The 26,771-nt window shown below is 43.7% G+C and carries 26 protein-coding genes; 25 read left to right on the top strand and 1 reads right to left on the bottom strand.

Going from position 1 to position 26,771, the window contains the following annotated elements; all coding sequences use genetic code 11:
- The first annotated feature begins 171 nt into the window (after positions 1-171).
- From flgB to flgL, 11 genes are all read left to right on the top strand, one after another.
- Complete coding sequence (gene flgB, locus MHN02_RS02345; RefSeq protein WP_014948594.1) at positions 172-606, top strand: flagellar basal body rod protein FlgB; 435 nt, start codon at positions 172-174, stop codon at positions 604-606.
- 2 nt (positions 607-608) lie between these two features.
- Entirely contained in the window at positions 609-1,031 is a 423-nt protein-coding gene (gene flgC / locus MHN02_RS02350; RefSeq protein ID WP_012517627.1) for a flagellar basal body rod protein FlgC, read from the top strand.
- A gap of 31 nt (positions 1,032-1,062) precedes the next feature.
- On the top strand, positions 1,063-1,749 hold the full coding sequence (gene flgD, locus MHN02_RS02355) for a flagellar hook assembly protein FlgD (protein ID WP_012517628.1): 687 nt from the start codon (positions 1,063-1,065) through the stop codon (positions 1,747-1,749).
- 14 nt (positions 1,750-1,763) lie between these two features.
- Positions 1,764-3,149 (top strand): flagellar hook protein FlgE, encoded by a 1,386-nt coding sequence (gene flgE, locus MHN02_RS02360; RefSeq protein WP_239244375.1) that lies wholly within the window; start codon positions 1,764-1,766, stop codon positions 3,147-3,149.
- 224 nt (positions 3,150-3,373) lie between these two features.
- Positions 3,374-4,117 carry a flagellar basal body rod protein FlgF gene (locus MHN02_RS02365; protein ID WP_014948597.1) on the top strand — a complete coding sequence of 248 codons (744 nt, stop codon included), beginning with the start codon at positions 3,374-3,376 and terminating at the stop codon, positions 4,115-4,117.
- A gap of 46 nt (positions 4,118-4,163) precedes the next feature.
- Positions 4,164-4,952 carry a flagellar basal-body rod protein FlgG gene (gene flgG / locus MHN02_RS02370; protein WP_239244377.1) on the top strand — a complete coding sequence of 263 codons (789 nt, stop codon included), beginning with the start codon at positions 4,164-4,166 and terminating at the stop codon, positions 4,950-4,952.
- 11 nt (positions 4,953-4,963) lie between these two features.
- The gene (flgH, locus tag MHN02_RS02375; protein WP_014948599.1) at positions 4,964-5,644 is read left to right on the top strand and encodes a flagellar basal body L-ring protein FlgH; all 681 of its coding nucleotides are present in this window, start codon (positions 4,964-4,966) and stop codon (positions 5,642-5,644) included.
- 22 nt (positions 5,645-5,666) lie between these two features.
- Complete coding sequence (locus MHN02_RS02380) at positions 5,667-6,779, top strand: flagellar basal body P-ring protein FlgI (RefSeq protein ID WP_014948600.1); 1,113 nt, start codon at positions 5,667-5,669, stop codon at positions 6,777-6,779.
- Positions 6,780-6,839: 60 nt separating this feature from the next.
- A complete protein-coding gene (flgJ, locus tag MHN02_RS02385) occupies positions 6,840-7,790 on the top strand; it encodes a flagellar assembly peptidoglycan hydrolase FlgJ (RefSeq protein ID WP_014948601.1) in 951 nt (316 codons plus the stop codon).
- A gap of 16 nt (positions 7,791-7,806) precedes the next feature.
- Entirely contained in the window at positions 7,807-9,849 is a 2,043-nt protein-coding gene (gene flgK, locus MHN02_RS02390) for a flagellar hook-associated protein FlgK (RefSeq protein WP_052247342.1), read from the top strand.
- Between the two features lie 7 nt (positions 9,850-9,856).
- On the top strand, positions 9,857-11,080 hold the full coding sequence (gene flgL, locus MHN02_RS02395) for a flagellar hook-associated protein FlgL (protein ID WP_075176129.1): 1,224 nt from the start codon (positions 9,857-9,859) through the stop codon (positions 11,078-11,080).
- 6 nt (positions 11,081-11,086) lie between these two features.
- Here the strand turns inward: flgL and MHN02_RS02400 are convergent, their stop codons facing one another.
- The gene (locus tag MHN02_RS02400) at positions 11,087-12,061 is read right to left on the bottom strand and encodes a hypothetical protein (RefSeq protein ID WP_239244379.1); all 975 of its coding nucleotides are present in this window, start codon (positions 12,059-12,061) and stop codon (positions 11,087-11,089) included.
- 239 nt (positions 12,062-12,300) lie between these two features.
- On the opposite strand from MHN02_RS02400, the gene MHN02_RS02405 reads away from it, so the two are divergent.
- The 14 genes from MHN02_RS02405 to MHN02_RS02470 all read left to right on the top strand — a co-directional run bounded on the left by MHN02_RS02405 (position 12,301) and on the right by MHN02_RS02470 (position 26,770).
- Positions 12,301-13,146: a flagellin gene (locus MHN02_RS02405; protein WP_156086052.1), complete on the top strand. Its 846-nt coding sequence runs from the start codon at positions 12,301-12,303 to the stop codon at positions 13,144-13,146.
- A gap of 707 nt (positions 13,147-13,853) precedes the next feature.
- Positions 13,854-14,702, top strand: coding sequence for a flagellin (locus tag MHN02_RS02410; protein ID WP_014975883.1), 849 nt, complete (start codon positions 13,854-13,856; stop codon positions 14,700-14,702).
- Positions 14,703-15,475: 773 nt separating this feature from the next.
- Entirely contained in the window at positions 15,476-16,315 is an 840-nt protein-coding gene (locus MHN02_RS02415; RefSeq protein WP_156086053.1) for a flagellin, read from the top strand.
- An 87-nt stretch (positions 16,316-16,402) separates the two neighbouring features.
- Positions 16,403-16,903, top strand: a complete 501-nt coding sequence (locus MHN02_RS21775) for a flagellar protein FlaG (protein ID WP_239244381.1) — start codon at positions 16,403-16,405, stop codon at positions 16,901-16,903.
- 11 nt (positions 16,904-16,914) lie between these two features.
- Entirely contained in the window at positions 16,915-18,345 is a 1,431-nt protein-coding gene (gene fliD, locus MHN02_RS02425) for a flagellar filament capping protein FliD (protein WP_014975886.1), read from the top strand.
- A 21-nt stretch (positions 18,346-18,366) separates the two neighbouring features.
- Positions 18,367-18,795 (top strand): flagellar export chaperone FliS, encoded by a 429-nt coding sequence (fliS, locus tag MHN02_RS02430; RefSeq protein WP_014975887.1) that lies wholly within the window; start codon positions 18,367-18,369, stop codon positions 18,793-18,795.
- Positions 18,792-19,109, top strand: a complete 318-nt coding sequence (locus MHN02_RS02435; RefSeq protein WP_101563681.1) for a hypothetical protein — start codon at positions 18,792-18,794, stop codon at positions 19,107-19,109. The genes fliS and MHN02_RS02435 overlap by 4 nt, the downstream gene beginning before the upstream one ends.
- On the top strand, positions 19,109-22,471 hold the full coding sequence (locus MHN02_RS02440; RefSeq protein ID WP_239244383.1) for a 6-hydroxymethylpterin diphosphokinase MptE-like protein: 3,363 nt from the start codon (positions 19,109-19,111) through the stop codon (positions 22,469-22,471). Before MHN02_RS02435 ends, MHN02_RS02440 begins: the two co-directional genes overlap by 1 nt.
- Positions 22,472-22,549: 78 nt before the next feature.
- Positions 22,550-23,245, top strand: a complete 696-nt coding sequence (gene pseF / locus MHN02_RS02445; protein WP_075176133.1) for a pseudaminic acid cytidylyltransferase — start codon at positions 22,550-22,552, stop codon at positions 23,243-23,245.
- A gap of 2 nt (positions 23,246-23,247) precedes the next feature.
- On the top strand, positions 23,248-24,369 hold the full coding sequence (gene pseG / locus MHN02_RS02450; protein ID WP_239244385.1) for a UDP-2,4-diacetamido-2,4,6-trideoxy-beta-L-altropyranose hydrolase: 1,122 nt from the start codon (positions 23,248-23,250) through the stop codon (positions 24,367-24,369).
- Between the two features lie 9 nt (positions 24,370-24,378).
- Positions 24,379-25,023: an acetyltransferase gene (locus MHN02_RS02455; RefSeq protein WP_239244386.1), complete on the top strand. Its 645-nt coding sequence runs from the start codon at positions 24,379-24,381 to the stop codon at positions 25,021-25,023.
- On the top strand, positions 25,023-25,613 hold the full coding sequence (locus tag MHN02_RS02460) for a hypothetical protein (protein WP_239244387.1): 591 nt from the start codon (positions 25,023-25,025) through the stop codon (positions 25,611-25,613). The genes MHN02_RS02455 and MHN02_RS02460 overlap by 1 nt, the downstream gene beginning before the upstream one ends.
- Position 25,614: 1 nt before the next feature.
- The gene (locus MHN02_RS02465) at positions 25,615-26,553 is read left to right on the top strand and encodes a ketoacyl-ACP synthase III (RefSeq protein ID WP_014975894.1); all 939 of its coding nucleotides are present in this window, start codon (positions 25,615-25,617) and stop codon (positions 26,551-26,553) included.
- Complete coding sequence (locus MHN02_RS02470; RefSeq protein WP_014975895.1) at positions 26,543-26,770, top strand: acyl carrier protein; 228 nt, start codon at positions 26,543-26,545, stop codon at positions 26,768-26,770. Before MHN02_RS02465 ends, MHN02_RS02470 begins: the two co-directional genes overlap by 11 nt.
- Position 26,771 lies beyond the last annotated feature (1 nt).

Below are 26,771 nucleotides of genomic sequence, written 5' to 3' on the forward strand. Positions count from 1 at the left end.
TTTTAAGATCAGGTCGACACTTTTGACTTACACCCTCCGTCAAAATCTCATTATGGCATTTGCCTTGCTAACTATTTCTACAAACGACAGTAAAACGGCAAGATTCGATATTTAATTGTCCGCTTACATTGTCACCACGAAACAAATTTTTAGTATGTCAGAGGTCATGTTATGGCTATTAACCTAGATAAGCTGGTTGGCTTTCATGAGTCAGCACTCACTATACGCACAGAGCGTATGGAAGTGATTTCTGGAAATCTAGCGAACGCAAACACGCCTGGTTATAAAGCGCGGGACATTGATTTTAATAAAGCAATGCAGTCGGCTATGCGAGAAGCATCTGGTGGTACAGCCAATCACGCTTCTTCAGGAATGGTGCGGACAAATGATCGCCACTTAAGCGGCAATTCTACGTCAGTAGCGGCAAACTTTGACATGCAATACCGCATCCCAACGCAACCAGACACTGGCGACGGTAATACGGTTGAAGTTCAAGCGGAAAGAAATCGGTTTTTAGACAATGGATTGCGCTACCAAGCCAGCCTAGAATTTTTGAACGGAAAAATTAAAGGCATGAAAAAAGCGCTTAGCTCAGGAGGTCAGTAGTCATGAGTTTATTTAATGTAATGCAAATTTCGAGTACGGGTATGGAGGCGGAGAATGTACGTCTTAATACTACGGCAAGTAATATTGCCAACGCTAACTCGGTTAGCAGCAGCTATGACGAAACATACCGAGCTCGCCATCCAGTCTTCGCTACGGCGTTGCAAGATGCAATGCGCGACCAGTCGAAAGGTGCAGGTGTTCAAGTAAAGGGTATTGTAGAAAGTGATGCTCCTTTGCAAGTGGAGTATTCACCTAACAACCCGATGGCAGATGAAAACGGCTACATCTATAAACCCAACGTGAACATTGTGGAAGAGATGGCGAATATGATGTCAGCGTCCAAAGCGTATGAAACTAACGTGCAGGTTGCGGACACCACAAAGCGTATTTTCCGTCGCGTACTGCAGCTAGGTCAAGGGCAGTAACTTGCCGCTTGAATAATGTGAGGATTACTCAGTGAATACCATAAACAATACTGGCTTAAATACTGATCTGTATTGGCAAGAGGAAACCGTCAAAATAGCTGACGGCACCGAGCAGCAGTTAACCCAGGAAGATTTCTTCTCAATGTTAACTGAGCAGTTAGCCAATCAGGATCCCACTGCACCCGTTGATAACGATCAAATGGTAGCGCAGATGACATCATTTACGATGGCCGACGGTATTTCCCAGCTTAACGAAAAGTTTGAGTCGTTTGCAGCTTCAATGACATCGAATCAAGCGTTACAAGCTTCTAGTCTTATCGGGCAAAACGTGCTGGTTCAAGGTAACGTGGGTTATATGGCCAATGAAGGCGATGGCATTTCGGGTGTCATCGTGAATGAAAAAACAGTTCAGAATATGACGATCACTATTGAGAACCAGTTTGGTGAAGTCATAAAAACCATTGATGCAGGCACACAAAGCGCTGGCAACATTGAGTTTGAATGGGATGGCAAAGATAAGCATGGCAACCAGATGGCACCGGGTGAATATGTTATCAGTGCCACTGGCGAGTTGAATGGAGAAGGTGTTCAGCTGAATACCGCCGTTAATCGCCATGTTGGAAGTGTAAGCTTGGCTGGTAGTGGTCAAGGCGTAATTTTGAATTTGGATGGTGATGTCAGTATCAATCTTGATGACGTCATTCAAATCGGCAGTTAGTAGGAGAATCAATAATGTCTTTTAATATTGCACTGAGTGGCGTATCAGCCGCACAAAAAGATTTGGATGTAACCGCCAACAACATCGCAAACGTAAATACAGTTGGCTTTAAAGAATCTCGCGCTGAATTTGGCGATGTTTATGCGGCATCACTGCTTTCAGGTGGTAAAACTAAAGTAGGTGACGGTGTACTCACTCAAGAAGTTGCTCAGCAATTTTCTCAAGGTAGCCTTCAGTTTACCAATACCTCGCTTGATTTGGCGATCACGGGTAATGGTTTCTTTGCGACAGTTCCTGAAATTACGTCTCGCGACTTCTCGTTCACACGTGCGGGTCAGTTCAAGTTAGATAGCGACAATTTCGTGGTTAACAGTAACGGCGATAACTTATTGGGTTTCCCCGTTAACTCTGATGGTACAAGTGCCTCGGTAGCACTTAGTACTACAGAGCCAGTACGTATCCCAGATTCTTCGGGTTCACCAGCACAAACCACAGAAGTTGACATTCGAATGAACTTGCCTGCTGGTGATGCAGCCCTAGATCCACAAGATTTTGACCCTGAAGATCCGCTTACCTACAACGCAGCAACATCGGTAACCGTTTACGATTCGTTAGGTGATAGTCACGTAATGACCTATTACTTCATAAAGGATGCGACACCGGGTGTTGACAATGAGTGGTATGTTGCTACTGCAATCGATGACACGCTAGTTGATATGACAGATTCAGCGGGTAATGACACAGACCCAGCAACAGCAGTAAATAGTGTCGGTGGTAACACTGGTAACGCCGTAACAGCATCTAAACTCATCTTCTCTCAAGGCGGTGATTTCGCTGGTATGGAAACGCCTGATGGCCTACCTACACTTGATTTCAAAATGCAAACAGAAGCGCTAGGCGCAGGTATTCTTGCTAATGGCTCAGATCCTACGCAGCAAATAAGTATAGATTTCAACCTCGATGTTAATAGCGCTACGCCTAATGAGCCGACTCAGTTCGCCTCTGCGTTCGAGGTTACATCATTAGAACAGGATGGTTTGCCTGTAGGTCGATTGACGGGTATCGATATCGGTCCTGACGGCCTGGTTCGTGCAACGTTCTCTAATGGTACGTCTGAACCTATTGTTCGTGTCGCTTTGGTTCGCTTTTCTAATGAACAAGGCCTAACTCAAGAGAGCAGTACTCAGTGGAAGGAAAGTATTCTTTCTGGTGAGGCACTAGCGGGTGAAGCAACAACTGGTACTTTCGGCGAAATTAACTCTTCGGCGCTAGAACAAGCTAACGTTAACCTTACCACTGAGCTCATCGATATGATTATCGCTCAGCGTAACTTCCAGGCAAACTCGCGTGCGCTTGAAGTGAACAACTCGCTAAACCAGACTATCCTTAACATTCGATAGTTTGCAGTAAGCTACATTAGCAGATTGCTAAGCGGCAAATTTTAGGCGCGGAAAACCGTACCTATTTGACCCGATTTAGAAAGGTCGCAACAATGCGACCTTTTTATTTTTCTATATATATCAATTCAATACCGCCCTTATTTTTCAATTGCACTAAATATCCACAGATTGGCACTGCCTTTGCAAAATCTTGTTTAAGGTTTAATCAGAGTCAAAAGTCAGTCATGGACAAACTTCTCTATATTTCAGCAAGTGGCGCCTCCCAAGACCTACTAGGAACAGGGATTAGGGCCAATAACTTGGCTAATGCACAGACAACGGGATTCAGAGCGCAGTTAGAGCAGGCAAGGTCAATGCCGGCCTACGGCGAAGGTTTGCCGACTCGCGTGTTTTCCATGACAGAAAGTCCGTCGAATAATTACGAGTCGGGCCCGATGATTAAAACAGACCGCGATTTAGACGTAGCCATTCAAGGTGATGGTTGGTTCGCTGTACAAGATCAAAATGGTCAAGAAGCTTACTCGCGTGATGGAAATTTCAAGTTAGGCGATGACGGAATTTTGACAGATATCCACGATCGCGTCGTGCTTGGTGACAATGGGCCAATATTCCTTCCTGTTCCTTTAGATAACCTCAATATCGCCGCCGATGGCACGTTGTCGATGAGACAGTTAGGTGCCCCTGCCAATGTTATTGAAGAAGTGGGGCGACTTAAATTAGTTAGTCCAAACTATGCAGACATGGAACGTGGCAATGACGGCTTATTTAGAATGGAAGATGGCTCAATAGCGCCAGCCAATGCCAACGTAAAAGTAATGTCGGGCATGCTTGAAGGTTCCAACGTAAATGCTGTTGACGAAATGGTGGACATGATAAGTCTGCAGCGTCACTACGAGCTTCAAGTCAAAATGATGAAGCAAGCAGAAGAGCTTGATACTCGCGGTAATCAGCTACTACGCATCCTGTAAAAGAATTTTTATCACCGTTGCCCTATGAGCAACGTCGGAGGTTAACATGCATCCAGCACTATGGATAAGTAAAACCGGACTAGACGCCGCACAGACTGATGTGGCAGTGGTATCTAACAACCTAGCCAATGCGTCAACAGTGGGCTTTAAAAAAGACCGCGCGGTGTTTGAAGATTTGCTTTATCAGAATATCAATCAGCCAGGCGGTCGTTCGTCTGCTGACACAGAGCTACCTTCTGGGCTTATGCTTGGTTCAGGCTCGAAGGTCGTTGCTACTCAAAAAGCACATACGCATGGTAACCTGTTAACCACTGAAAACGCGCTTGATATGTCAATTCAAGGTCGTGGTTACTTTGAAATATTGCAGCCAGACGGCACCATTGCATATTCAAGAAATGGTCAGTTTTCACTGAACGACCAAGGCCAAATTGTTACTTCGGGCGCGGGCTTTTTGCTTCAGCCTGAAGTGGCTATTCCCGAAGATGCGCAACAAATCACAATTTCTCAAGATGGTGAAATTAGCGTGAGCATACGGGGCCAAGCTGAACCGCAGGTACTCGGTCAGCTTAATATTTCTGACTTTGTTAACCCAACCGGATTACAACCAACCGGACAAAACCTTTATGTAGAGACAGCGTCAAGCGGTGCGCCTATTCAGGGGATCCCTGGTCTGCAAGGATTGGGTTACATCTCACAAGGCACGTTGGAAACCTCTAACGTAAACGTGACCGAAGAGTTAGTAAACCTTATCGAAAGCCAGCGCTTGTATGAGATGAACTCAAAGGTTATCTCATCGGTCGACCAAATGCTTGGTCAGGTTATTCAGCAACTTTAGTAGGTAGCATCATGCGTATTTTAGGTTTATCTGCTGCACTTCTGATACTTGGCGGTTGCGCCAGTACAAACGAGCCTCCCGTTCAGGCAAACGACCCGTCGTTTGCACCGGTAGTGCCAGATTACCCGCGTGAAACGGTAGTAGAGGATGGCTCGCTTTTTCGTTCGCAGCTTGCTAACAACTTATATTCTGACGTTACCGCAAGAAGAGTCGGTGACATCATCACTGTAACGTTAAGCGAGAATACCCAAGCGAGCAAATCAGCCGACACTAGCACAGCGAAAGATTCAAACGTCAATCTTAACCCTATAACCGGGCTAGCTGGGCAAGCGATAAATATTGGCGGAGAGTCCGTACAATTGGGAATAAGTTCATCCCGAGATTTCTCCGGTGATGCCACAGCTAACCAAAGCAACAGCTTAAACGGCGCTATCTCAGTTACCGTGGTCGACGTACTTCCTAACAGCAACCTTGTTATTCGTGGCGAAAAGTGGCTAACCCTGAATCAGGGCGATGAATATATCCGTCTTACCGGCATCATTCGTCCGGCAGACATTAGTCCCGAGAATGAAATCGTGTCCACTAAGGTTGCAAATGCGCGTATCCAATATTCGGGTACGGGAAGTTTTGCGCGAGCACAAGAAAAGGGTTGGTTAACCAAGTTCTTTGATTCTGCTTGGTGGCCTCTTTAGGTTTTAGGATAGGAGAGTGAACATGCGTTTGTTTTCAGTAGTATTAGCCGTTTTCACAATGCTTTTATCTTTACAGGCAGGTGCGCAGCGCATTAAAGATGTAGCGAGTATTCAAGGCGTACGTAGTAACCAATTAGTGGGATATGGTCTTGTTGTAGGTTTGCCTGGAACGGGTGAACAAAGCCCGTTTACCGAACAAAGTTTCAGAACCATGCTGCGTAACTTTGGTATCAGTCTTGACGCTAACACCAAGCCAAAAATACGAAACGTGGCCGCAGTGGCGGTACACGCCGATCTGCCTGCTTTTGCAAAACCCGGACAAACCATTGATATTACGGTTTCTTCAGTTGGCGAAGCGGCCAGTCTTCAAGGCGGAACGTTGCTCCAGACGTTTCTTCGCGGTGTTGACGGTAAAGTCTACGCTGTAGCGCAAGGCAGCTTAGTCGTGAGCGGGTTTGGCGCACAAGGCGGTGATGGCTCTCGTATTGTCGTTAATACGCCAACGGTAGGCAGAATTCCAAACGGTGCGATGGTAGAGCAATCTGTACCAACAGGCTTTGCCAATGGCGACACGTTAACGCTTAACCTCCATTATCCAGATTTCTCAACGGCTAAGTCGCTTGCAGATACGATCAACGAGCGCTTAGGTGCACAGCCCGAAAATGGCTATGTTATTGCTAAGCCCATTGATGCAGCGTCTGTTCGCGTGTCGGCCCCGCGAGATGTCGGTCAGCGCGTGGGCTTTTTGGCTACCTTAGAAAACTTCGAATTTACACCAGCTGATGCGCCAGCGCGTGTGGTAATAAACAGCCGCACAGGCACCATTGTTATTGGCAGTGACGTTCGCTTGTTACCAGCAGCAATTACTCACGGCGGGCTAACGGTGACCATCTCTGAAAATCAGCAAGTTTCTCAACCTAACGCGTTTGGTGAAGGGCAGACTGCCGTTACCACTCAGTCGATTGTTGATGTCGATTTGGCAGATAGCCGCATGTTTAAGTTTGAGCCAGGCGTTACTCTGGACCAGCTTGTGCGCGCGGTAAATGAGGTGGGCGCTGCGCCGGGCGATTTAATGGCAATTTTGGAAGCATTACGTCAAGCAGGCGCATTGCGTGGAGAGCTCGTTATTATTTAAAACGAGCAAAGAGCATTTACAAGACGTTAGTAAAAATAAGGTCACAGCGGAATAAGCACGATGGAATCACTTAGCACAAAAAGTCAGCTTGATATGGCTCGCAATGTCCACGATATGGGCAGCATAAACAAAATGCGTGAAGCCATTGCGTCGGGCGACGAGACGGTATTGCAAGAAGCTGCCCAGCAGTTTGAAGCGATATTTGTGCAAATGATGTTGAAATCAATGCGTAAAGCGCAAGATGCCCTTGCTGACGAAAATAGCCCATTTAATTCACAGCAAGTTAAGTTTTATCGTGATATGCACGACCAACAGCTAGCGACAGACCTCACTTCCGGTGGCGGTTTAGGTCTCGCTGATGTCATTGTTAAACAGTTAGGTCAAACTGAAGATAGCTATACGCCTGCCAGTGTAATCAGAAGTGACGGCGACTTATCATCACTTAACAGAAACCGTGTGTACAACGTAGCTGAGGCGCAGGATATTGCCCTTTCTTCACAGTCTATTCGCAGCCAGTCAGCACAAAAAGATGCCATGTTCGAAAGTCCCGAGCAGTTTGTAGAGAGCCTAATGCCAATAGCTGAGAAAGTGGCAGCAAAATACGGAATGGATCCTAAAGCAATAATTTCCCAAGCCGCGGTTGAAACCGGGTGGGGGAAATTTGTTATCCATAAAGCGGATGGGGAAAGCTCGCACAACTTATTTGGCATCAAAGCAAATAAGGGATGGCAAGGAGAGCAGGCTGTAGTCGACACGTTGGAATTTAACAATGGACTACCGCAAAAACAAAAGGCTGCTTTTAGGTCCTACTCGTCAGTAGAAGACGCAATGGAAGACTATGGACGCTTTATCACATCACAGCCTCGCTACAGCCATGCTGTCGAGAATGCTTCTGACGCAGCGCGCTATACCCATGCGCTTCAAGAAGCGGGCTACGCTACAGACCCTGAATACGCGCGCAAGATAATGGCAGTGTATAACAGCGATCGTCTCAGCACGTTAATGCCATAGCATTGGAGATTACATTGTGAGTTCTGTCGATTTATTCTCATTAGCCACCAGTGGTGTTAACGCCAGTAGTAAGCTATTACAAACGACCAGTAACAATATTGCCAACGTCAATACGCCAGGCTATGTTCGCGAGCGCACTGAGCTTCAAAACAGCCAAGTCTTTGGTGTAGAAATCGGCAATACCGAACGTATCATCAACGTATTCGCTCAAAACCAATTGCGCAGGGACATTACTTCTGTCGGCGAGCTTGAGGCATTCTCTAGTAAAACAGCGGCCATTGACAATCTATTAGCGAGTGAGGCTAACTCCATCTCCCAAGGATTGAGCGAGTACTTCGCCGCGTTGCAAACAGCTGCTGACGATCCTACTAACCTGGCGTCTCGCGACCAAGTGTTAGGGAAATCTGAGTCTTTGTACCAACGAATGAAGACATTGTCTGATTATATGTTGGAGAAAGAAGAAGAATTAAACCTAGAGTTCACGTCGATGGTGAACCGAGCGAACACCTTGATTGGCAATATTGGCGATCTAAACCGCAATATTGTTATTGCCAATGGTAACAATACTAGCGACCAGCCTAGCGCATTGCTTAATGAGAGAGATCAAGCGATAGACGAGCTCGCTTCAATCATGGGAATAACAGTTAAAGAAAGCACCACGCAAAATGGAGCGGTCACAATTAACCTGACTTCTGGTGAGTCGTTGGTATTAGAAAATGGCGCATTTAATTTATTTGAACTGAATACCAATGCTGACTTAACGTTCAAGCAGCTTAAACTAGAAACAAACTTTGGCTCACAGACAAAAGCTGATGCCTCAATACGTATCGTAGAAGATGATTTAGGTGGCGCACTTGGCGGTTTATTCGGGTACAGAAACGAAATTTTAGGCCCTGCAATGCGGGATGTTGGTCAGCTATCAGTAGCATTCGCCGATGCAATGAATACGCAAAATAAATTGGGGATGGACTTAGACGGTCAACTTGGTAGCAATATTTTCGATATACCTTCGTTTCGCGGATTAGCATATAGCGATACCAATGGTGACTATGTTGTAACTGCCCAGATTACCGAAGGTAAAGGTGCAGAGCTAACGGATGCTGACTATAAAATTGAGGTTACGGCAGTAACTGCGGGCGTGCCTAGCCAAATAGAAATTACGCTATTAAATGCAGATGGCACACCGAAAAAAGACGCTTCTGGCAATGATATTATCTATTCCAATTACGCGGTTACAGCTGGGTTTAATGAATTGCCCGGTGGTATTGAAGTTGATTTCTCAGGAACCGATCCCTATACCGTGGGTAATGAGTTTCTCATTCAGCCAACTAAAGATATCGCGTCTAAGATTACACTAGAGACAAATCGCCCTGAAGATTTAGCGTTTGCAAGCCCGGTGAGAGCGGGAGCAAATAATACAAATTTGGGAAGCGCAAATGTTATTGACGTTACGGTATCTAACACAGAAGTCGGCGCTTCTGCTTTTGACGGAGCGGGTGGGCTGTTAAATTCAGCGCCAGCTCAAATTAACTTTACGGCCGCAGATACATACGACGTTGTAGATGGAAGCGGTAATGTTTTAGCTACAGTAACTGGCACAACTGATTTAACTAACCTCATTAGTCAAGCGGGAATAAGCCCAGATCCAGGCTTTGATTTGAGCTTGGATGGCGTGCCAAAAGCTGGGGATAGTTTCTCGATCAGCTATAATACAGATGGCTTTAACGATAACAGTAATGCGCTTAATTTAGCGGCTATTCAAAACGAAAATACCGTGCAAGTGAGCAGTGAGGCAACGAATACACCACGTACCTTCCAAGATGCTTATGCATCTATGGTTGGCCGAATTGGTGAAGATGCCTCGATGGCAAAAGTAACACTTGCTTCAGCGGAAGCCATGAAGGTTCAATCGCAGAATTGGTTTGAGTCTGTCTCTGGCGTTAGCTTAGACGAAGAAGCCGCAAATTTAATAAAGTATCAACAAAGCTATGCTGCCGCAGCGCGAATTTTGTCTACGGCGCAAGAATTGTTTAATACCATTTTGCAGTCAGCAAGGTAGGTGAGTTATGCGTATATCAACGAATCAAATTTATGATCAAAACATGCGCTCGATTATGCAAAATCAGGGCGATTTGGCAAAGACTCAAGAGCAGCTAGCTTCTGGAAAACGCATTATCACTCCGAGTGACGACCCCGTTGGTGCGGCGAAAGTATTACGTTTAACCGAAGAAATCGATGAGCTAACCCAATTTCAGCGCAACAATGATCTAGTAACAGGTTCGCTCGAACAGCAGGAAGCTGTATTGACGAATATTACCAATTCGGTTAACCGTGCTAGAACATTAATCGTTCAGGCGGGAAATGGCATTTTGGATGATCCTGACAAACGAGCTATCGGGTCAGAGTTAGAGCAAATTAAGCTCGAAATATTTGATTTGATGAACACGCAGGATGCAGATGGTAATTACCTGTACGCAGGTTATCAATCTGGCAATCAAGCATTTACTTTTAACCCGGCTTCGGGAGGTAATGCAATATCATTTTCAGGCGATGCCGGCGTAAACTTCATTCAGCTTTCAAATAGCTCGAAGATTCAGTCTACCAGTAACGGGTATGAAGTTTTTGAGAACGTACTATCTCGTTTCAACTTTTCAGTAACAGCGAATACAGTAACCTCGTTAGAGGGAGCGACAATTAAGGAGCAAGGTACTTTCGATACCTTTTTTAATAATAATTATGATAATGCTAACCTAACAAACAACGACTTTAGGGTAGATTTTCTCGGAACAGGTCAGGCTCAGCTTGTTAATCAAAACAGTGGTGCAGTTATTGAAACGGTAGGCTACACCTCAGGAGAGCCCTTTACGCTGAAAGGTATGCAATTTGAAGCTGTTGCGTCACCAGGCGACTCGATCAGTTTTTCTCTAGATCAACCTGAGAAAAAAAGCATGGCTCAAACAATCCATGAAGTGCAGTCTTTACTATCAGACACTTCAATTAATCATGGAGCGCTACAGGATGCTATCGCCGATGCATTGGTAGGTCTGGATAACGGCCTAGAGAAAATATCTCTAGAGCGCGCTTCCTTGGGAAGTCGCTTGAATATCGCTGAAAGTACTTATGAAAGTAACCTAGACATGGAAATTGCAGCGAAAGCCCAGCGCTCTTCAATTCAAGATGTTGACTACGCTGAAGCATCGACTGAATTTGCGAAACAGGAAACCGCGTTAAGTGCGGCACTGGCAACATTTCCGCAAATTTCCAACCTTTCCTTATTTAACTACATTTAGCCGGGGTTAAAATAACGACTTAACCCCATCAATTTTGGCTACATAGACTCTAGCCTGATTATCTATATGGCTTGAATAGTAAGACATGTAAAGTAGATCATTTTCTAATATCAGGCCAGGATAACTTGTATCACCGCTACTGGGCATTGTTAGTATTTCGGTTAGTGTTTTATTTGTCTTATCGAAATGCCAAAGTCGTGTCGAAAACTCTCTGGTTTCCCAGTTCACATGCCGACCAGCAACAAGGAATGTTGTTTTAGTGAGCGCTATGGCACAAGGCCCACCAATATAAATTCCCAAGTCATGCCAGAACCACTTTGTATAGGGAGGCGTAGATGTGCCAAATTGAGCAGAAAATGTATCGGCATCTCGTCTTAAAAATACTGTTGCTTCACCGTCGTGGTCAAACAAGAGGGCGCTTTCATTTGGGAATCCCTTGTTATTTTTAGCAAGACCGAAAACGTTTGGTTTGTGGACGCGCATTGCGCGGGTGGGGTCGCCTTCGTAAAGCGAAATGTAATCAGCGGGGCGGTGATAAGCAAAGCCGAATGCCTTATTGTTTATCCATTGCGGCTTCCATATCCACCAGCCATCATCGCCGAACCAGTGTTTGCTAGACCAAGATTGTCCAGTTGTGGAGAAAACACTTAGCATCTTAGTATGTGCTTGTTCATTTTCATCAATTGTCTTAGCGAAGGCCGTTACTATTGCTCTTTGACCGTCGTACATCAATTTAGGATCTCTTAAATCGGTACCGAGCTCTTTAATCAACACTTTGTTGATCACCTCTAACGTTTCTTTACGCAAAATAAGGATAACAATAGCGCCATCTCTGCTCACATGATCTGTTGCTTGGCGATAGCAGCACAGCAGTGAACTGCTACTTTTGTCGAAGGGATTCTCCATCAAATCAGTAAAGGCTGCATGAACTGCAGGTGGTGATACACGACTAATTTCAACTATTTGAAGTTTTTGTTTCAATTGAAATCTCCTTTAAAAATCTGATGGTTACTGAAAGTTCTTGTCTCGTCGAGCGGCAATATATTACCGCTAATCGGCAAATATCGTAATTTTTTCTAAAGAGAATTTATATGTTGTCGATACAGTTTCTGAGAGAGCCAGTTCATCAATTACCCCTCAGGTCTTGATGACTACTAAAACAAAACGTCGGAAATCCCGACAGCCAGCGCACGCTGGACTGAGAGTGTAGGAGAGACTTTATGTCTATGTTCGTTAATACCAATGTATCCTCATTGAATGCCCAGCGTCAGCTTTTTGATGTAAGCAATTCATTGAGTACTTCATTTGAACGTTTATCTTCAGGCTTCCGTATCAACAGCGCTGCTGATGATGCTGCAGGTCTTCAGATTACCGATCGTATGACCTCACAAATCGAAGGTCTAAACCAAGCCGTTCGTAACGCTAACGATGCGATTTCATTGTCGCAAACTGCTGAAGGCGCGTTGTCTGAGACAACAACAGCACTTCAACGTATTCGTACTCTAGCTATTCAATCACAAAACGGTATCAACAGTTCTGCAGACCGCGCAGCGCTTCAGAAAGAAGTATCTGCACTACGTACAGAAATTTCGCGTGTCGCCACAACTACTGAGTTTGCCGGTGTAAGCATTCTATCAGGTACATTCTCTGCTTCGTTCCTAGTAGGTGCTAATGCGGGTCAAACAATTTCAGTTAATTTGTCTACACCTACTTTAACCGCTGCGGGTGTTTCAGGTTTTGGTCCGTCAGGTCTTGGTATTGGCACTGGTGATGTTCTTACAGCGAGCGCAGCATCGTCAATTCTTGATAACGTAGACAGCGCGATTTCTGCTATTGGTAGCTTACGAGCTGATTTGGGTGCTTTGCAAAACCGCTTCCAGTCAACTATTCGTAACCTAAGCAATATCTCTGAAAACGTGTCGGCTGCACGTTCACAGATTAAAGATACAGATTTTGCTACGGAAACCGCTAACTTGACGCGTAACCAGATCATTCAGCAGGCAAGTACTACTGTATTATCTCAGGCTAACCAGCGTCCTCAGGCTGCTTTACAGCTTCTAGGCTAATCGCCATTAACGTGAAGTCAGGAGGTAGTGCTCTAGTTCACGTGCGTTCAAAGCTGGTCTTTTGAAGACCAGCTTTTCTAATATACCGACCTTTAAAACGCGTTATTCCCCTCATTTACACTATTCGTGCACGTAAAACTACCCTCTAACACTTTGGAATATATAGATTTTTAATTTATATCCGCCTTTTTTCTAAAAATTAGCAAAAAATACCTAAAGTAAAATTCGATCTTTGACGATAACTATTACAAAGGGGAGATAAACCATATTTCTTTTCTCTACGCTTCTAAATCTTATGTTTAAGAGCGTAAAAAGCACAGTTTGAATACAAGTTTTTTTAAATTAACTGTATTTAAAAGTTAGGAAAAACAGTGCGTTAAATCGAATAAAATTATTTGAAAAAATTACTAAAGTAAATTCAAGTAAAGGTCGATAAAAAATGGAGTTTGCTGATGAATGGTTAGAGCTGCTGACCGGCGAGATTAGAGCCAGGAGGTAGTGAGAGGTTTGAGGTTCTGGAACACCAAACCCACCGACCAGCAAAGAGAAGTAACTTCTCTACTTAGCAAGTTCCATTGGTAGTGTGCCAATGAAACGTCAGATTGAACTGACATGTAATTCAAAGCACAGGCTATGCCAAATATTTAAACTAATCGCGCAAATAATAAAACCAATAGCGCAACACTCGAAACTGTTAGGAGAGACCCATGAGTCTATTTGTTAATACCAACGTGTCATCTTTGAATGCACAACGTCAATTGTTCACTACCGGTAATAACTTGAGCACCGCGTTTGAACGTCTTTCATCTGGTTTTAGAATTAACAGTGCTGCAGACGATGCCGCGGGACTGCAAATTACTGACCGTATGACCTCGCAAATTCAAGGTTTGGATCAAGCGGTACGAAATGCTAACGACGGTATTTCACTAGCACAAACTGCTGAAGGTGCGATGGCTGAAACTACCACTGCTCTACAACGTATTCGTACGTTGGCGATTCAATCGCAGAACGGTATTAATAGCTCAGCTGACCGAGCGGCGCTGCAAAAAGAAGTTTCTGCATTGAGAACTGAAATTTCACGTATCGCAACAACAACTGAGTTTGCTGGTGTTAGTATTCTTTCAGGTGTGTTCTCTGCTAGCTTTTTGGTAGGCGCAAACTCTGGACAAACAATTTCAGTGAATCTATCGACTCAAGCATTAACCGCAGCAGGTGTTAACGGCTTCAGTGCTACAGGGCTTGGAATTATATCTGCCGACGTTTTGACCGCAGCGGGTGCGTCTGCTCTTCTTGACGATGTAGATGCAGCAATCTCTGCAATTGGTGGCCTTCGCGCAGATTTGGGTGCTATTCAAAACAGATTCCAATCTACGATTAGAAACCTGAGCAATATCTCAGAGAACGTATCAGCGGCAAGATCGCGAATCAAAGATGCAGACTTTGCCACCGAAACGGCAGAACTAAGCCGCAACCAGATTTTACAGCAAGCTAGTACTACTATCCTGGCACAGGCTAACCAGCGTCCACAGGCTGCACTTTCACTACTAGGTGGTTAATTAAAAGACGCTTGAATTTGGGAAGGAGTTGAGAGGCCATCCCCTGAAAAAGGATAGCGGCCGTAAGGCCGCCCCTTTGAGAAAGCGTCGACTAACAGGACTGAGAGTGTAGAAGTGTTGGTTGAGAGGCCAGTTTATCCTACTAAATACCTGCCAGCCGACAGAAACTGAATTTGCTCAATCTCCTAACGTGAGCAAATTGGCCGAGATTAGATAGTCTCGGCCTTTTTTTAGTAATACCGAAACATCCCGCCAATTTCAAACAAATTGCAGAGCACGACAATTTGCTCAAAATATACCATGCAGCATCAATGCCAATTTTAAATTTAGAGTAAAAGATTTCCGCCTGTCTTATTGATGAGACATACAGTAGCACTTACATTCCAATTCCTTCCTGTTCAATAAATAAGCTGATTCTGTCTTGCGTATGAGAAGTAGGTACTGCCGCTTTGTTGCGAAAAAGACAAACCGTCTTGAACGTTTTAACTCGTTTTAATCATTGCTCGATAAATCAACCGAATAAACGTGATCTTTTTAGATTTTTATAAATTTATTTGTCAACTAATTCAGAGGCTTACCTTTTTGCTTCGAAAAAAAATAAAAAAAACGAAAAAAAAACTAAAGAACCTAAAGGGTTGGCCGATACCAATAGTTGAGGGGTAATTTACTTTACTTTTAACAGAGGCATTAGCTCGGAGTAGTGACCAAGCTAATTTGAACTGGAAGGATTTGATCGTACCACATTGGTCGACGAGTCCCTAGGAGGTATTCCAATGAGTTTATTCGTTAACACAAATGTGTCTTCGATCAACGCACAACGTCAGCTTTTTGACGTAAATGATCGTCTTAACACGTCGTTCGAAAGATTGTCTTCAGGTTTTAGAATTAACAGTGCCGCAGATGATGCTGCAGGTCTTCAAATTTCTGACAGACTTACGTCGCAAGTTGAAGGCTTGAACCAAGCAGTACGCAACGCGAACGATGCTATTTCTTTAGCACAAACAGCTGAAGGTGCGATCAGTGAGATTACTACGAGCCTACAGCGTATTCGTCAGCTATCAATTCAATCGCAAAACGGCATCAACTCTTCTGCTGACCGTTTGGCGCTTCAAAAAGAAGTATCAGCGCTAAGAACTGAAATTTCTCGTACCGCAACGGATACTCAGTTTGGAAACGTAAACATCTTAGATGGTAATTTTTCAGCGTCATTCCTAGTGGGTGCTAACGCAGGTCAAACGATTTCAGTAAACCTTTCAACCGGTAACCTAGGCTCAATCACAGGGTTCAGCACAGCTGGTCTTGGCATAGATGGTGATAGCGTTGTGACTGCGTCAGGTGCTGCTGCGTTATTAAGTGCGGTTGATGCTGCAATATCTGGTGTTGGGGGCGTTCGTGCTGATTTAGGTGCGCTTCAAAACAGATTCCAGTCGACTATTCGTAACCTGAGTAACATCAGTGAGAACTTGTCTGCGGCACGCTCTCAAATCAGAGATACAGATTTTGCTGCGGAAACGGCTGAACTAACGCGTAACCAGATTATTCAGCAAGCATCTGTTTCAGTTCTGAGCCAGGCCAACCAGCGTCCACAAACTGCGCTATCGTTGCTTGGATAAGCTATAATACAATTAGCCTTAGTTGAGATGTAACGGGTGCTTGCTTAGGCAGGTTCCCGTTTTGTCGTTTCAGAAGGGGGGAGAAACGTGGAAATACCGAATATTCAAAATGGTCAGCCTTTTGCATTAAGTACAGCGATAGGTACTTCAACAGGTACAACACCAAATACAGCATCGTCGGTAAGAGACAGTTTAAGTTCACCTAAAGAAGTTAACAGTGACGCAAATCGTATAGATGAGCTTGCTAAGTCTTCTTCATCTCAAAGCAACAGCGTTGAGGTGGAAGATGAAAATTTATCTCAAGGTTTATCTGGACAAGTCGATAACCAAGGTGGAGAGAGGAATGTTGCTGACCTTGAAGAGGCGGTAGCAAAAGTTGAGTCATTTCTAACTGTTCAAAACAGGGATTTAACTTTTTCAATCGACGAAAATACCAATCGTTCGGTTGTGACAGTTAAAGATAGTCAATCTGGAGACGTTATTCGGCAGATTCCTTCCGAGGAGCTTTTAAAGCTTGCTGAAAGAATTCAGGAATTACAGCAGGATGTAGGGAATAGCGTAGGGGTGTTTATCAACAATCAGGTTTAATGAGGTAGGTTATGACTATTCAGTCGCTAGGTGTAGGTTCAGGTTTAGCTCTTGATGATCTTGTCCAGCAGCTTTTAGATGCTGAGAGATTGCCTAAAGAGGAAAGGCTCAACACAAAAGAAGAAAAGATCGAAGCAGAAATCTCTGGTCTTGGACAGATAAAGTCTAAGTTGTCAGATTTTAAAGATGCTGTCGATGACTTACGTAGCGATACTGATATTAACGGTCGAGAGCCTACAATCGTTAATCCTTCAGAAGATGACGACGTTTTATCTGCTGATGCGTCGAGCTCAGCATTACGCGGAAGTTATGATATTACCGTGCAACAACTTGCATCGGGAAGTCGCATAACTACAGACGCGGGTGCTTTCACTTCAAGTTCAGATCCTGTTTTAAGTTCTGGAACGGGTTCTTTGACCTTTAGCATTCCGGGTGGTGATTCATTTACTATCAACGTTGATTCTGGCACATCTCTTGTAGATCTCAGAGAAGCGATCAACAGCGCAGACGATAATTTCGGTGTAACCGCAAATATTATAGATACAGGTACTGCCGAAGGGCCTCGCCTGGTGTTTCTGTCTGAAGAGACCGGTGATGGCAATGATCTAGTTATCAACAATGATACAGGCGCTGCAGAACTAGACAGACTTTCAACTGCGGGTGGAACTAATAACATTAGCGCTGCTAACATTGAATCTGCCAAAAACGCAATTGCATTTGTTGACGGAATTGAAGTTCAAAGCCAGTCAAATAAGTTCGAAAACACAATTCAAAACGTCACTTTTGATGTTAACGAGATCTCACCCAAAGATAATGCGGGCAACTTTTTGTCGACGACGCTGAAAATCGGTTTTGACAAAGAAGGTCTTGAACAGAAAATTAGGGATTTTGTAGATAACTATAATGCGATTATTGACGAAATTGGAACGTTGACGCGCTATGGTGAATCTGAGTTGGAAGAAGATGGTGCGCTTGCTGGAGACTCATTGCTAAGAGGAATCCAGTCTGGACTATCATCCATTATTGGCGATAACGTGTCTACTTCACAGCTCGGTGGGTTATTCAGACTTGGTATAGAGCTAGACGAAGATGGAAAGTTAGAAATTAGTTCGTCAGACTTTGGAATTGGGTCTGGGGAAGACAGATTAAAAGATGCGTTGGAAGACAATTTCGACGATATCGCTACATTGTTTACAGACGAAAATGAAGGTATAGCGGTTCGCTTATACGATTTCGTTGATGAGTTTACGTCATCTGGAGGCCTTATTTCTCTGCGCGAAAAAACGGCGAAAGAGAATAGAGAGGGTGTTTATTCTGAAAGGGAAACTTTGGAGCTTCGTATGTTCAACTATGAGCAAATCTTACGAAGCAAGTACCTTAACTTAGACCAGACTGTGGCACAGTTGAATCAGACAAGCTCGGCATTATTAGCCGCACTATAACGTACGAGTTTCGGAGAAAGTATGTCTCTTAAAGGTATTAATGCCTACAAAAAAGGTAATTTAAAGCAAGATGTTGCCAATGCAGATCCTCACAAGTTGACCTTGATGCTGCTTCAAGGCGCGTTAGACAGGATTGCATATGCGAAAGGTGCAATGGAACGAAAAGAGTTGCAAGAGAAGGCAACATTTATTTCGAAAGCAACGGCCATTATTATTCACCTGCGCGATACGTTAGATGTAAAAGTGGGCGGCGAAGTTGCTGAAAACATGTTTGCCCTCTATGAATTTATGATCGAGAAACTGAACGAGGCTCATGTTAACAATGATATTAAGTTATTAGATGAGGTATCTTCACTGTTATCGCCGATTAGAGATGCTTGGGTGCAGATTCCCCAAGAAGCAAAAGAAGAGGCGTTTCGAGCGCAACGAGAAAGTAAGCAAGCGATTTGAACGTCGATAAGTTAAACCATTCATCTACACCTCTTTTCCTAAGCAAAGTTAACGCAGCAATTGCGGTTTGCGTGGCAGCAGAGCCTGCCGCGCTTTCAACTGAAACTTTCCATCATCTAATCAGCCTGCGACATTCGTTGGTTCTACGCGAGTTAAGCAGACTCTCTGGAAATGAACGCACTACCTTCGCTGAAAATGAACTAATTATTAATCAAGAGTTAGAAGAACTTGCGCTTAAGTTGAAGTTAGCTGCAAAAGAGGAGATAGTTGGCTTTTCAAGAGCGCAAAAAGCGGCAAAGAGATATAAAAAATAATGCTTAAAGCTATTAAATTCTACCTTTTAGATGATGAAGATAAACAAACATCACTAGAAGTTGAATCTGCGTACGCGATTAAAAAGAACAAAGAGAAAAGCCTAATAGCTTTCAAGCGCGTAATGCCGGCTATCTTTACTCAGCTCATTCGGGCGAGAAGTACATCCACCTCAGTTTTCGTTAACAAAGATAAAGAACTCGATATTGTCGACTTTAATAGCGGCAAGGTCTTTTACGGGGAACAGGTAACCGCAAGTATTCACCAACATGTGGACTCGTTTATAAGTTCTCCTTGGGTATTGGACAAAAACGGTTTTTCTCGGCAATTCAAGCCTATCGAAGACGATGCAGAAGTGTTAGTTGTACTGGGGTTGGCTCTTGGAATTCACCTACTTAAATTGGTAAATGAAACTAACTTCAAAAGTATCGTCCTTTACGAGCCTAATTTTGAATTCATACATTGCTCTATGCTCACCGGTGTTTGGCCAGAAATTTTCAAAGTTGCTGCAGAGAAGGGAGCGGCAATTTATTTTCAAAGCGAGTTAGACGGTAGTTCTGTATTAGAAGATTTAAGTGAATTAAAGCAGGTGAGTCCTTTTTCTTCAGTTCATTTTTATCAGCATTATCATAGTGCGAGCTTTGACTCAGTACTTAGAAGTCTATCTGGGTTAACAATTAAAGACGTGCAAAAGCGGCTATTTTCATTTTCTCCCTCGCAGCCATTTGACGACTATTTAGTTCCTTGGAGTCCGGTGGTTACATCGAATGATTGGGCGACCAGTAACCTTAGTAAAGACGTTTTTGATAAAAACATTGAAGCGTTTGCGAAGTATTACCCTGATATAGCTAAAGAATTCAGCGACTACAAGCCGGTCAAGTGGGAGCCCAAAGCTAATCAATCAGGTGAAGTAAACCTCTTCCATATAGAGACCTGCACACCGCTTTACGGTGACAGCCCAAAACGCGAGTCTGAACTAGCTTATGAAGCATTTGTGAAGCAGCCCAACCGCGATAACCTAATATTAGGCTACGCAGGGGGAAAACTCATTCATTATTCGCATCATAAAATGGTAAGGAAAATCCAAGAACATTTGGCGGGAATGGAAGAGGAAGAAAGTAAGCTACCGGAAACCGTTAAATCGATGCTCCTTTTTGGCATGGGAGCAGGATATCAGTTAGAAGCGCTCAATGACTCGCGAGATATAGAAAAACTCTTTGTTTGCGAACCCAACCGAGACTACTTTTTTGCTTCTCTGTTTGCGATAGATTGGGCGGCAATTCTGAACAAAGTTGAAGAAAAACGGCGCCGTATTTACCTTAACATCGGGGATGACGGAACTAACCTCGTACGGGACCTTTTAAGTCAATTCCACTCTATCGGAACACATATCATTGCCAATACCTACTTAACACTCGGCTATGATAACGAGGTACTTCTTCCTGCGGTTGATAAGCTAAGAGAAGACCTGCGTTTAATTGTCGCCATGGGGGAATACTTCGAGCATTCTCGCTTTGGCACGACGCATACGAAATGGGCGGTAGAAAATAATATAGGCTTTTATCGCAAATCTGGCGTGCCGGAGCTCAGTAGAAATTTAAGTGAGGTAGCGGTATTTATCGTCGGAAATGGCCCCTCTCTTGATAATTTACTGCCCCTTTTGAAGGAAGAAAGGGAGCGAGCTATAGTCATATCTTGCGGCACTGCCTTACAGGCAATGCACAGTAATGGTATTGTTCCTGACTTTCACGCAGAAGTAGAGTCGAACCGAGCGTCTTTCGATTGGGCATCGCGTATAGGCGATAAAGACTATTTAAAGCAGATCAATTTTATCAGCTGTAATGGTGTTCACCCTGATACGGTAAAGCTCTATAAAGACACCTTTCTCGCTTTCAAAGAAGGTGAGTCGTCAACGGTTTTTATGAAGGAACTCTTTCCAGAGTTAGAATTGCCATTCCTTCATTTTTCCTATCCTACCGTATCGAATTTTGTCATTAACTACGTGTTAGAACTGGGCTTTAAACAAGTTTATCTATTCGGCGTTGACTTGGGGATGGTTGATGTTAATCACCATCACTCTAAATCCTCAGGCTATTATAAAAAAGATGGCGGCGAACTGTTTAATCACGCAGAGCGCATAGACACTTCATTGGTAGTGCGAGGGAACTTTAGACCCTATGTAAATACCAAGTTTGAATTCAACATGTCAAAGTCGGTGATTGAGAAAACCTTATCTGCTTTCAGTGATGCCGACGTTTATAATTTAAATGATGGCGCAAAAATCGTTGGAAGTCCTCCATTAGAGCAAGACGCGTTAATTACTACTAATTCATTGGAAGACAAACAGGCTGCGATGAGCTGGATTCAAACTCAGGCTCATGTTCCTATTCCGGTAGCTGAATTCCAACAACGTTTTGCTAAACGGTTTAATCATGATGCGCTAATAGAGGACATCACCAATTTTAAAGCGCTATCTGACAAAGAATTTAATGGGCGCGAAGATATCGATAAACTGGTGTTCGATCAGCGCAAGTTCTTAGTCGAGGCGTATTTGCGTAAAAGCTCCATTTTATTTTTTTACTTCAATGGTACTTCGAATTACATAAACAGCATTTTCAGTAAATTAACGCATTTCAAAAATGACGAACTAGTGATGGAGAAATTCGAAGCTATTAAATCGTGTTGGCACAACTTTCTTGATGACGCGTTAACGAGTGTTTCGATGTATCCTGATGCTTTTGACTCTGTTTCAAGTTTCACAAGAGAAAGACAAGAGATCACCTTATCAGAATACGTAAAGAGTGAGAACGTAGGTTTTATTAGTGATTCTGCTAGCCATATTATTGAGACTCTTGGCCTAAACGAAAATGTTGATAACAGTCAACGTCGCTTTCAACTTGAATTTATCTCAAGTGCTGCTGATTTGAAAAAGCGCAAGCCTGAAGTTAGCCGAGCGGCATTCATAACAAACAAACCTGAACTCTTGCTAGAATTACACGAAGGTTTCAACACAGCGGAAACCGACGTTTTGGTATTCAGTCCCTTTAACAATTCGGATAAAAAAGGCGTGGAAAAATCCGTGTTTACTGCGGTACTCGCGCTAGTTTCGAGCAATAAACTGAAATTGGTGTTTCCTAAGCTTGAGAAAGAGGATTGGGGGAGTTTTTTCGATGATTACTTCCACAAGTTGTCAAATAGTATGACGTCTTTTGAAACGTACAGCATGTTTGCTTTAGCTTCTGAGCCTCTTGCCGATAAAGAGATGACCAATGAAGCCGGTGATAGATTTTGGTTATGTCCAAGACCGTTAGAAGCATCACTTTGTAAAACAAAGATCATTTTTAATAAAAAGAAGTCGTCTTAGCGTGAGCAAATTACTCAATCACCGTGCCACTAGCGTCAGAAGTAGCTAAACCGATATACGCTAACAGCAGAGACACTTATGAATGTAGCAATAATCCCAGCGCGAGGTGGTAGCAAACGCATTTTGCGAAAAAACCTCCGCCTTTTTTGCAATAAACCTATTATTGCCTGGTCTATAGAAGCTGCTCTAGCCTCAAAGGAATTTGATAAGGTTATTGTAAGTACTGACGATGACGAAATTGCGCAGTTTGCTATTGAAAAAGGGGCTTTCGTTCCGTTTGTTCGTCCAGCTGAATTGTCTGATGACCATGCGGTAACTCGCGATGTTGTTAATCACGCGTTGACATGGCTGGCCGACAACGAAAAACCAGCAAATTACTGTTGTGTGCTTTACGCTACCGCACCTTTTGTTACATCGGAAGACTTAGTGAATGCGTTTGCAAAATTAAAAAGTTCGAAGAAGGACTTCTGTTTCTCTGCAACAAGCTTTCCTTTTCCTATTCAACGTGCTTTCCATTTTACGCCGCAAGGTGATATTGAAATGTTTGATAAACAGCACATGAAAACACGCTCTCAGGATCTGCTGGAAGCCTACCATGACGCAGGGCAATTCTATTGGGGCAAGGCTGACGCTTTTCTAAAGAATTTGCCAATGTATTCTCATCACGCCACCGCGTTTCTGATGCCAAGATACCGCGTGCAAGATATCGATACCGAAGAAGATTGGGAAACCGCAGAGCTTCTATTCAGAGCGATCCAGTCTCGAGGGCTGTGAAAATGAACAACTCGATTACAGCGTTGGTGCGCGTAGACAGTGGTGAACACATAGGAACTGGCCATGTTATGCGCTGCCTTACACTGGCAAAGCTATTAAGAGCGCGCGGTAATTCAATATACTTTATTTCAAAGCCTCACAAGGGGCATTGTTTAGATGAAATCAGACGCGCAGATTTTAAGGTAATCGAGTTACCGACTTCCAACGCTCAAGAATACGCAGGAAACTGGTGTCCTCACGCTCATTGGTTAGGTGGAACAGAATCCAATGATGCGCGTGAGTCATTAGCGGCATTGCACCATACAACATTAAACGAGCGCGTTATTGTTGTTGTAGATCATTTTTCTTTGACTTCACAGTGGCACATTGCGTTAAAAGAAGCCCTAAATGCAAAAGTTGTCGTTATTGATGGGCTGGCCGACCGAACACTAAAATGTGATGTATTGATTGACCCTAATTTAGTGCTTGATGCTCAGAAAAAATGGGATGGAAAAATTCAAAATAATACTAAGCTCATGATCGGTCCCCAGTATTTTCCGTTGCGAGAAGAGTTTGCATTTTCCCCCCCTACATTGCCTCAAGCACTAAAGCGCATTTTTGTATGCTTTGGAGGAATGGATAAAGACAATGCCACTCTATTTATCTGCGAGCTGCTCGCAAAGTGGTGCATAAGCTTAGATGAACCTGTTAGCGTTGACGTCATCATTGGAGAGCATCACCCATTCAAGCCGCTAATACACGCATTTTGTAATCAGCACGGCTTTAAATTACATGTGCAAGCATCGAATGTTTCATTATTAATGGCGCAGGCTGACCTGGCAATTGGTGGAGGTGGCACCATGTCCTGGGAGCGTTGTAAAATGGCGCTACCGACCCTTGTTCTCGCTATTGCACAAAATCAAGTTGCGCAAGCGATCGCATTAGAAGAAAAGGGGGCCGCGGTCTATGTTGGGGACTACAGCACAGAGTCGAAGCGCTTAGAAAAAATGCAACAACGCGTTGTCAATGTGCTTGAGAATTTGCGATGCTCTCCAGATACATTGAAAACAATGTCACAAAGCGCGTTATCGATTATGGAAGCATACAACCACAATCAACCGTGGGTAGATGAAATTATCAAATAAAGGCAGGATGTGTTGAAAAAGGTAGTGATTATAGGTGGTGGCGGTAACGGCTTGGTTGTCGCACAAATCGTGCTTGATCTAATAAAGATTGGCGAGCCTTTAGAGCTAGTCGGCTTTTTGAATGACAATATTCCTGCAGGTGAACATATAGAGCGATGGCCAGTTTTGGGCGCGCCCCATGAATGGAAAAGTTTAGACGAAGATACGTTATTCGTTTATGCACTGTTGTCCGTGGGAAAAATGAAAGCCCGTGCAGAAAAGTTTAAGCGTCTCAACATTCCACAACACCGGTTAGCTACGCTGGTACATCCGTCAGCGAACATCGGTTTTAACGTTAAACTCGGTTGCGGTGTTGTCATTGCAGCAAATACTGTGCTTCAGCCCGGTACAAGAGTGGGTGACAACTGCTTTATTCGCGCTAATGCTAATTTAGGGCATGATGTTGCGGTTGATGATTTAGTCGATATAGGCCCTAATTCAACACTGTGTGGCTATGCACACATTGAGGAAGGTGTACAAATAGCGCCAAATTCCGTTGTGAGAGACAGCGTGCGTGTTGGAATGTACAGCACAGTGGCAGCAGGAGCAGCAATTTTTAAGGACGTTGCCCCTGAGTCTACCATGTTGGGAAATCCGGCTAAGAGGATTCGATAATGAAAACACAGCTCAAATTTAAAGGCTCGAGAAACTACCTCCATAGTACCGATTTTTATACGTGGTTTAGCACTGGAGTGTGTGAAGAAAATCAAATCGTAACCAAACTCGTGTTTAAACAATTGATTCATCGGCAGTGTGAGGTTTTGTTTGGGCAGCTCGAAGATGTTGTTGAAAAAAACATTGTTGGTACAGTTGAGCTTCTTGATAAGAACACACAAGAAAGAACGCGAGGGGTGATTGTTGAGACAGAAGGGCAAGTACAGGAATCCTACCCATTTGACGAAGATATACTAGTACAACGTGCTGATGTCATGTCTGATGAGCAGCAGGCGACTTCTTTTTTTCGTAACGACTGCACAACTGTAGAACTAGTGGTTGCCTTGACGAAAAAACTCCATAACACACTCTTTAGTCTAAAGACGGGCAAGTGGTTAGTGGGGCAGCTTAACTTTTTTGATGAACTGCCGATAGGTTATGAAAGTCTTTCAATTAAAACCACGCGGATAATGCAAAACAAGTTTTCAATTAACGACGTTGTTATCGATGGAAAACGTTTTGGAACCGTACAGTTCATTGTTGGAGAATAGCATGATAGGCATTAAAGCTATTTCAAGTTACATACCGAAAGAAGGTGTCGATAACTTCAAACAAGCAGAGACCTTCGAGGAGTCGGCATCATTTGTTGAGACTAAGCTTGGCGCGCGCTTTTTGCCAAGGTTAGAACAAGGTGATGACACCTCTGATATAGCGGTAAAAGCGGTTGATGCGTTGCTGTGTGAGTCTGATCTTGCCAAAGAAGACATCGATGCCCTTATTGTTGTAACACAAAACCCCGACGGGCAAGGCTTGCCTCACTGTGCGGCATTAGTTCATAAAAAGTTAGCACTACCTACTCATGTTGCGGCGTTTGACGTTTCACTTGGGTGCTCAGGGTATGTATATGGGTTATCGATTTTACAAGGCTTCTTAGCGGCTTCTGGCAAAAAGAATGGTGTATTGGTAACCGCTGATCCGTATTCAAAAGTAATTACAACGCCTAATAGAACAACCTCTATGCTGTTCGGCGACGCCGCTACTGCCACATGGATGGGTGAAAATCCACAGCTTGTGGTGTCAGACTGCTCATTTGGTACTGATGGAAAAGGCGCTGAACATTTAAAGGTTGAACAAGGCGAGCTTTATATGAATGGTAGGCAAGTTTTTAACTTTGCCTCGTTGAACGTTGCTCCTGCAATAAAAACGTTATTAGAAAAGAACGATTGGCCCGAAGAGAGTGTGGACGCGTTTATTTTACACCAAGGAAGCTTAGCTATTGTTGACGCCATAGCAAGACGCTTCAAAGGTAGTGAAGCTAAGTTTATTAAAGCACTGGAAAATACGGGTAACACCGTTTCTTCGTCTATCCCCCTAATATTGAAAAACTATTTGTCTAACGATAACTCAGCGCGACTCGTTTTAAGCGGGTTTGGGGTCGGGTTTTCGTGGGCCACATGCCTATTAAAGAGGAATGAAGAATATGTTAACTGAAGCAGATGTAAAACAAGCAATGACTGACTCTGGTGTGACTACTGATGTAAGCAACCTAGGCAGCGAACAAGCATTTTCTGAGTATGGGTTAGATAGCTTAGATCTATTCAATCTATTTGTTGAACTTGAAGGTAAGACTGGCGTTACTGTCCCAGATGAAGATCTCGATAAGTTAACGTCTATTAACGACGTGCTTGTATATTTTAATAAGTCTTAGC

Source organism: Alteromonas sp. CNT1-28 (assembly GCF_022348345.1).
Classification (GTDB): Bacteria; Pseudomonadota; Gammaproteobacteria; order Enterobacterales; family Alteromonadaceae; genus Alteromonas; species Alteromonas macleodii.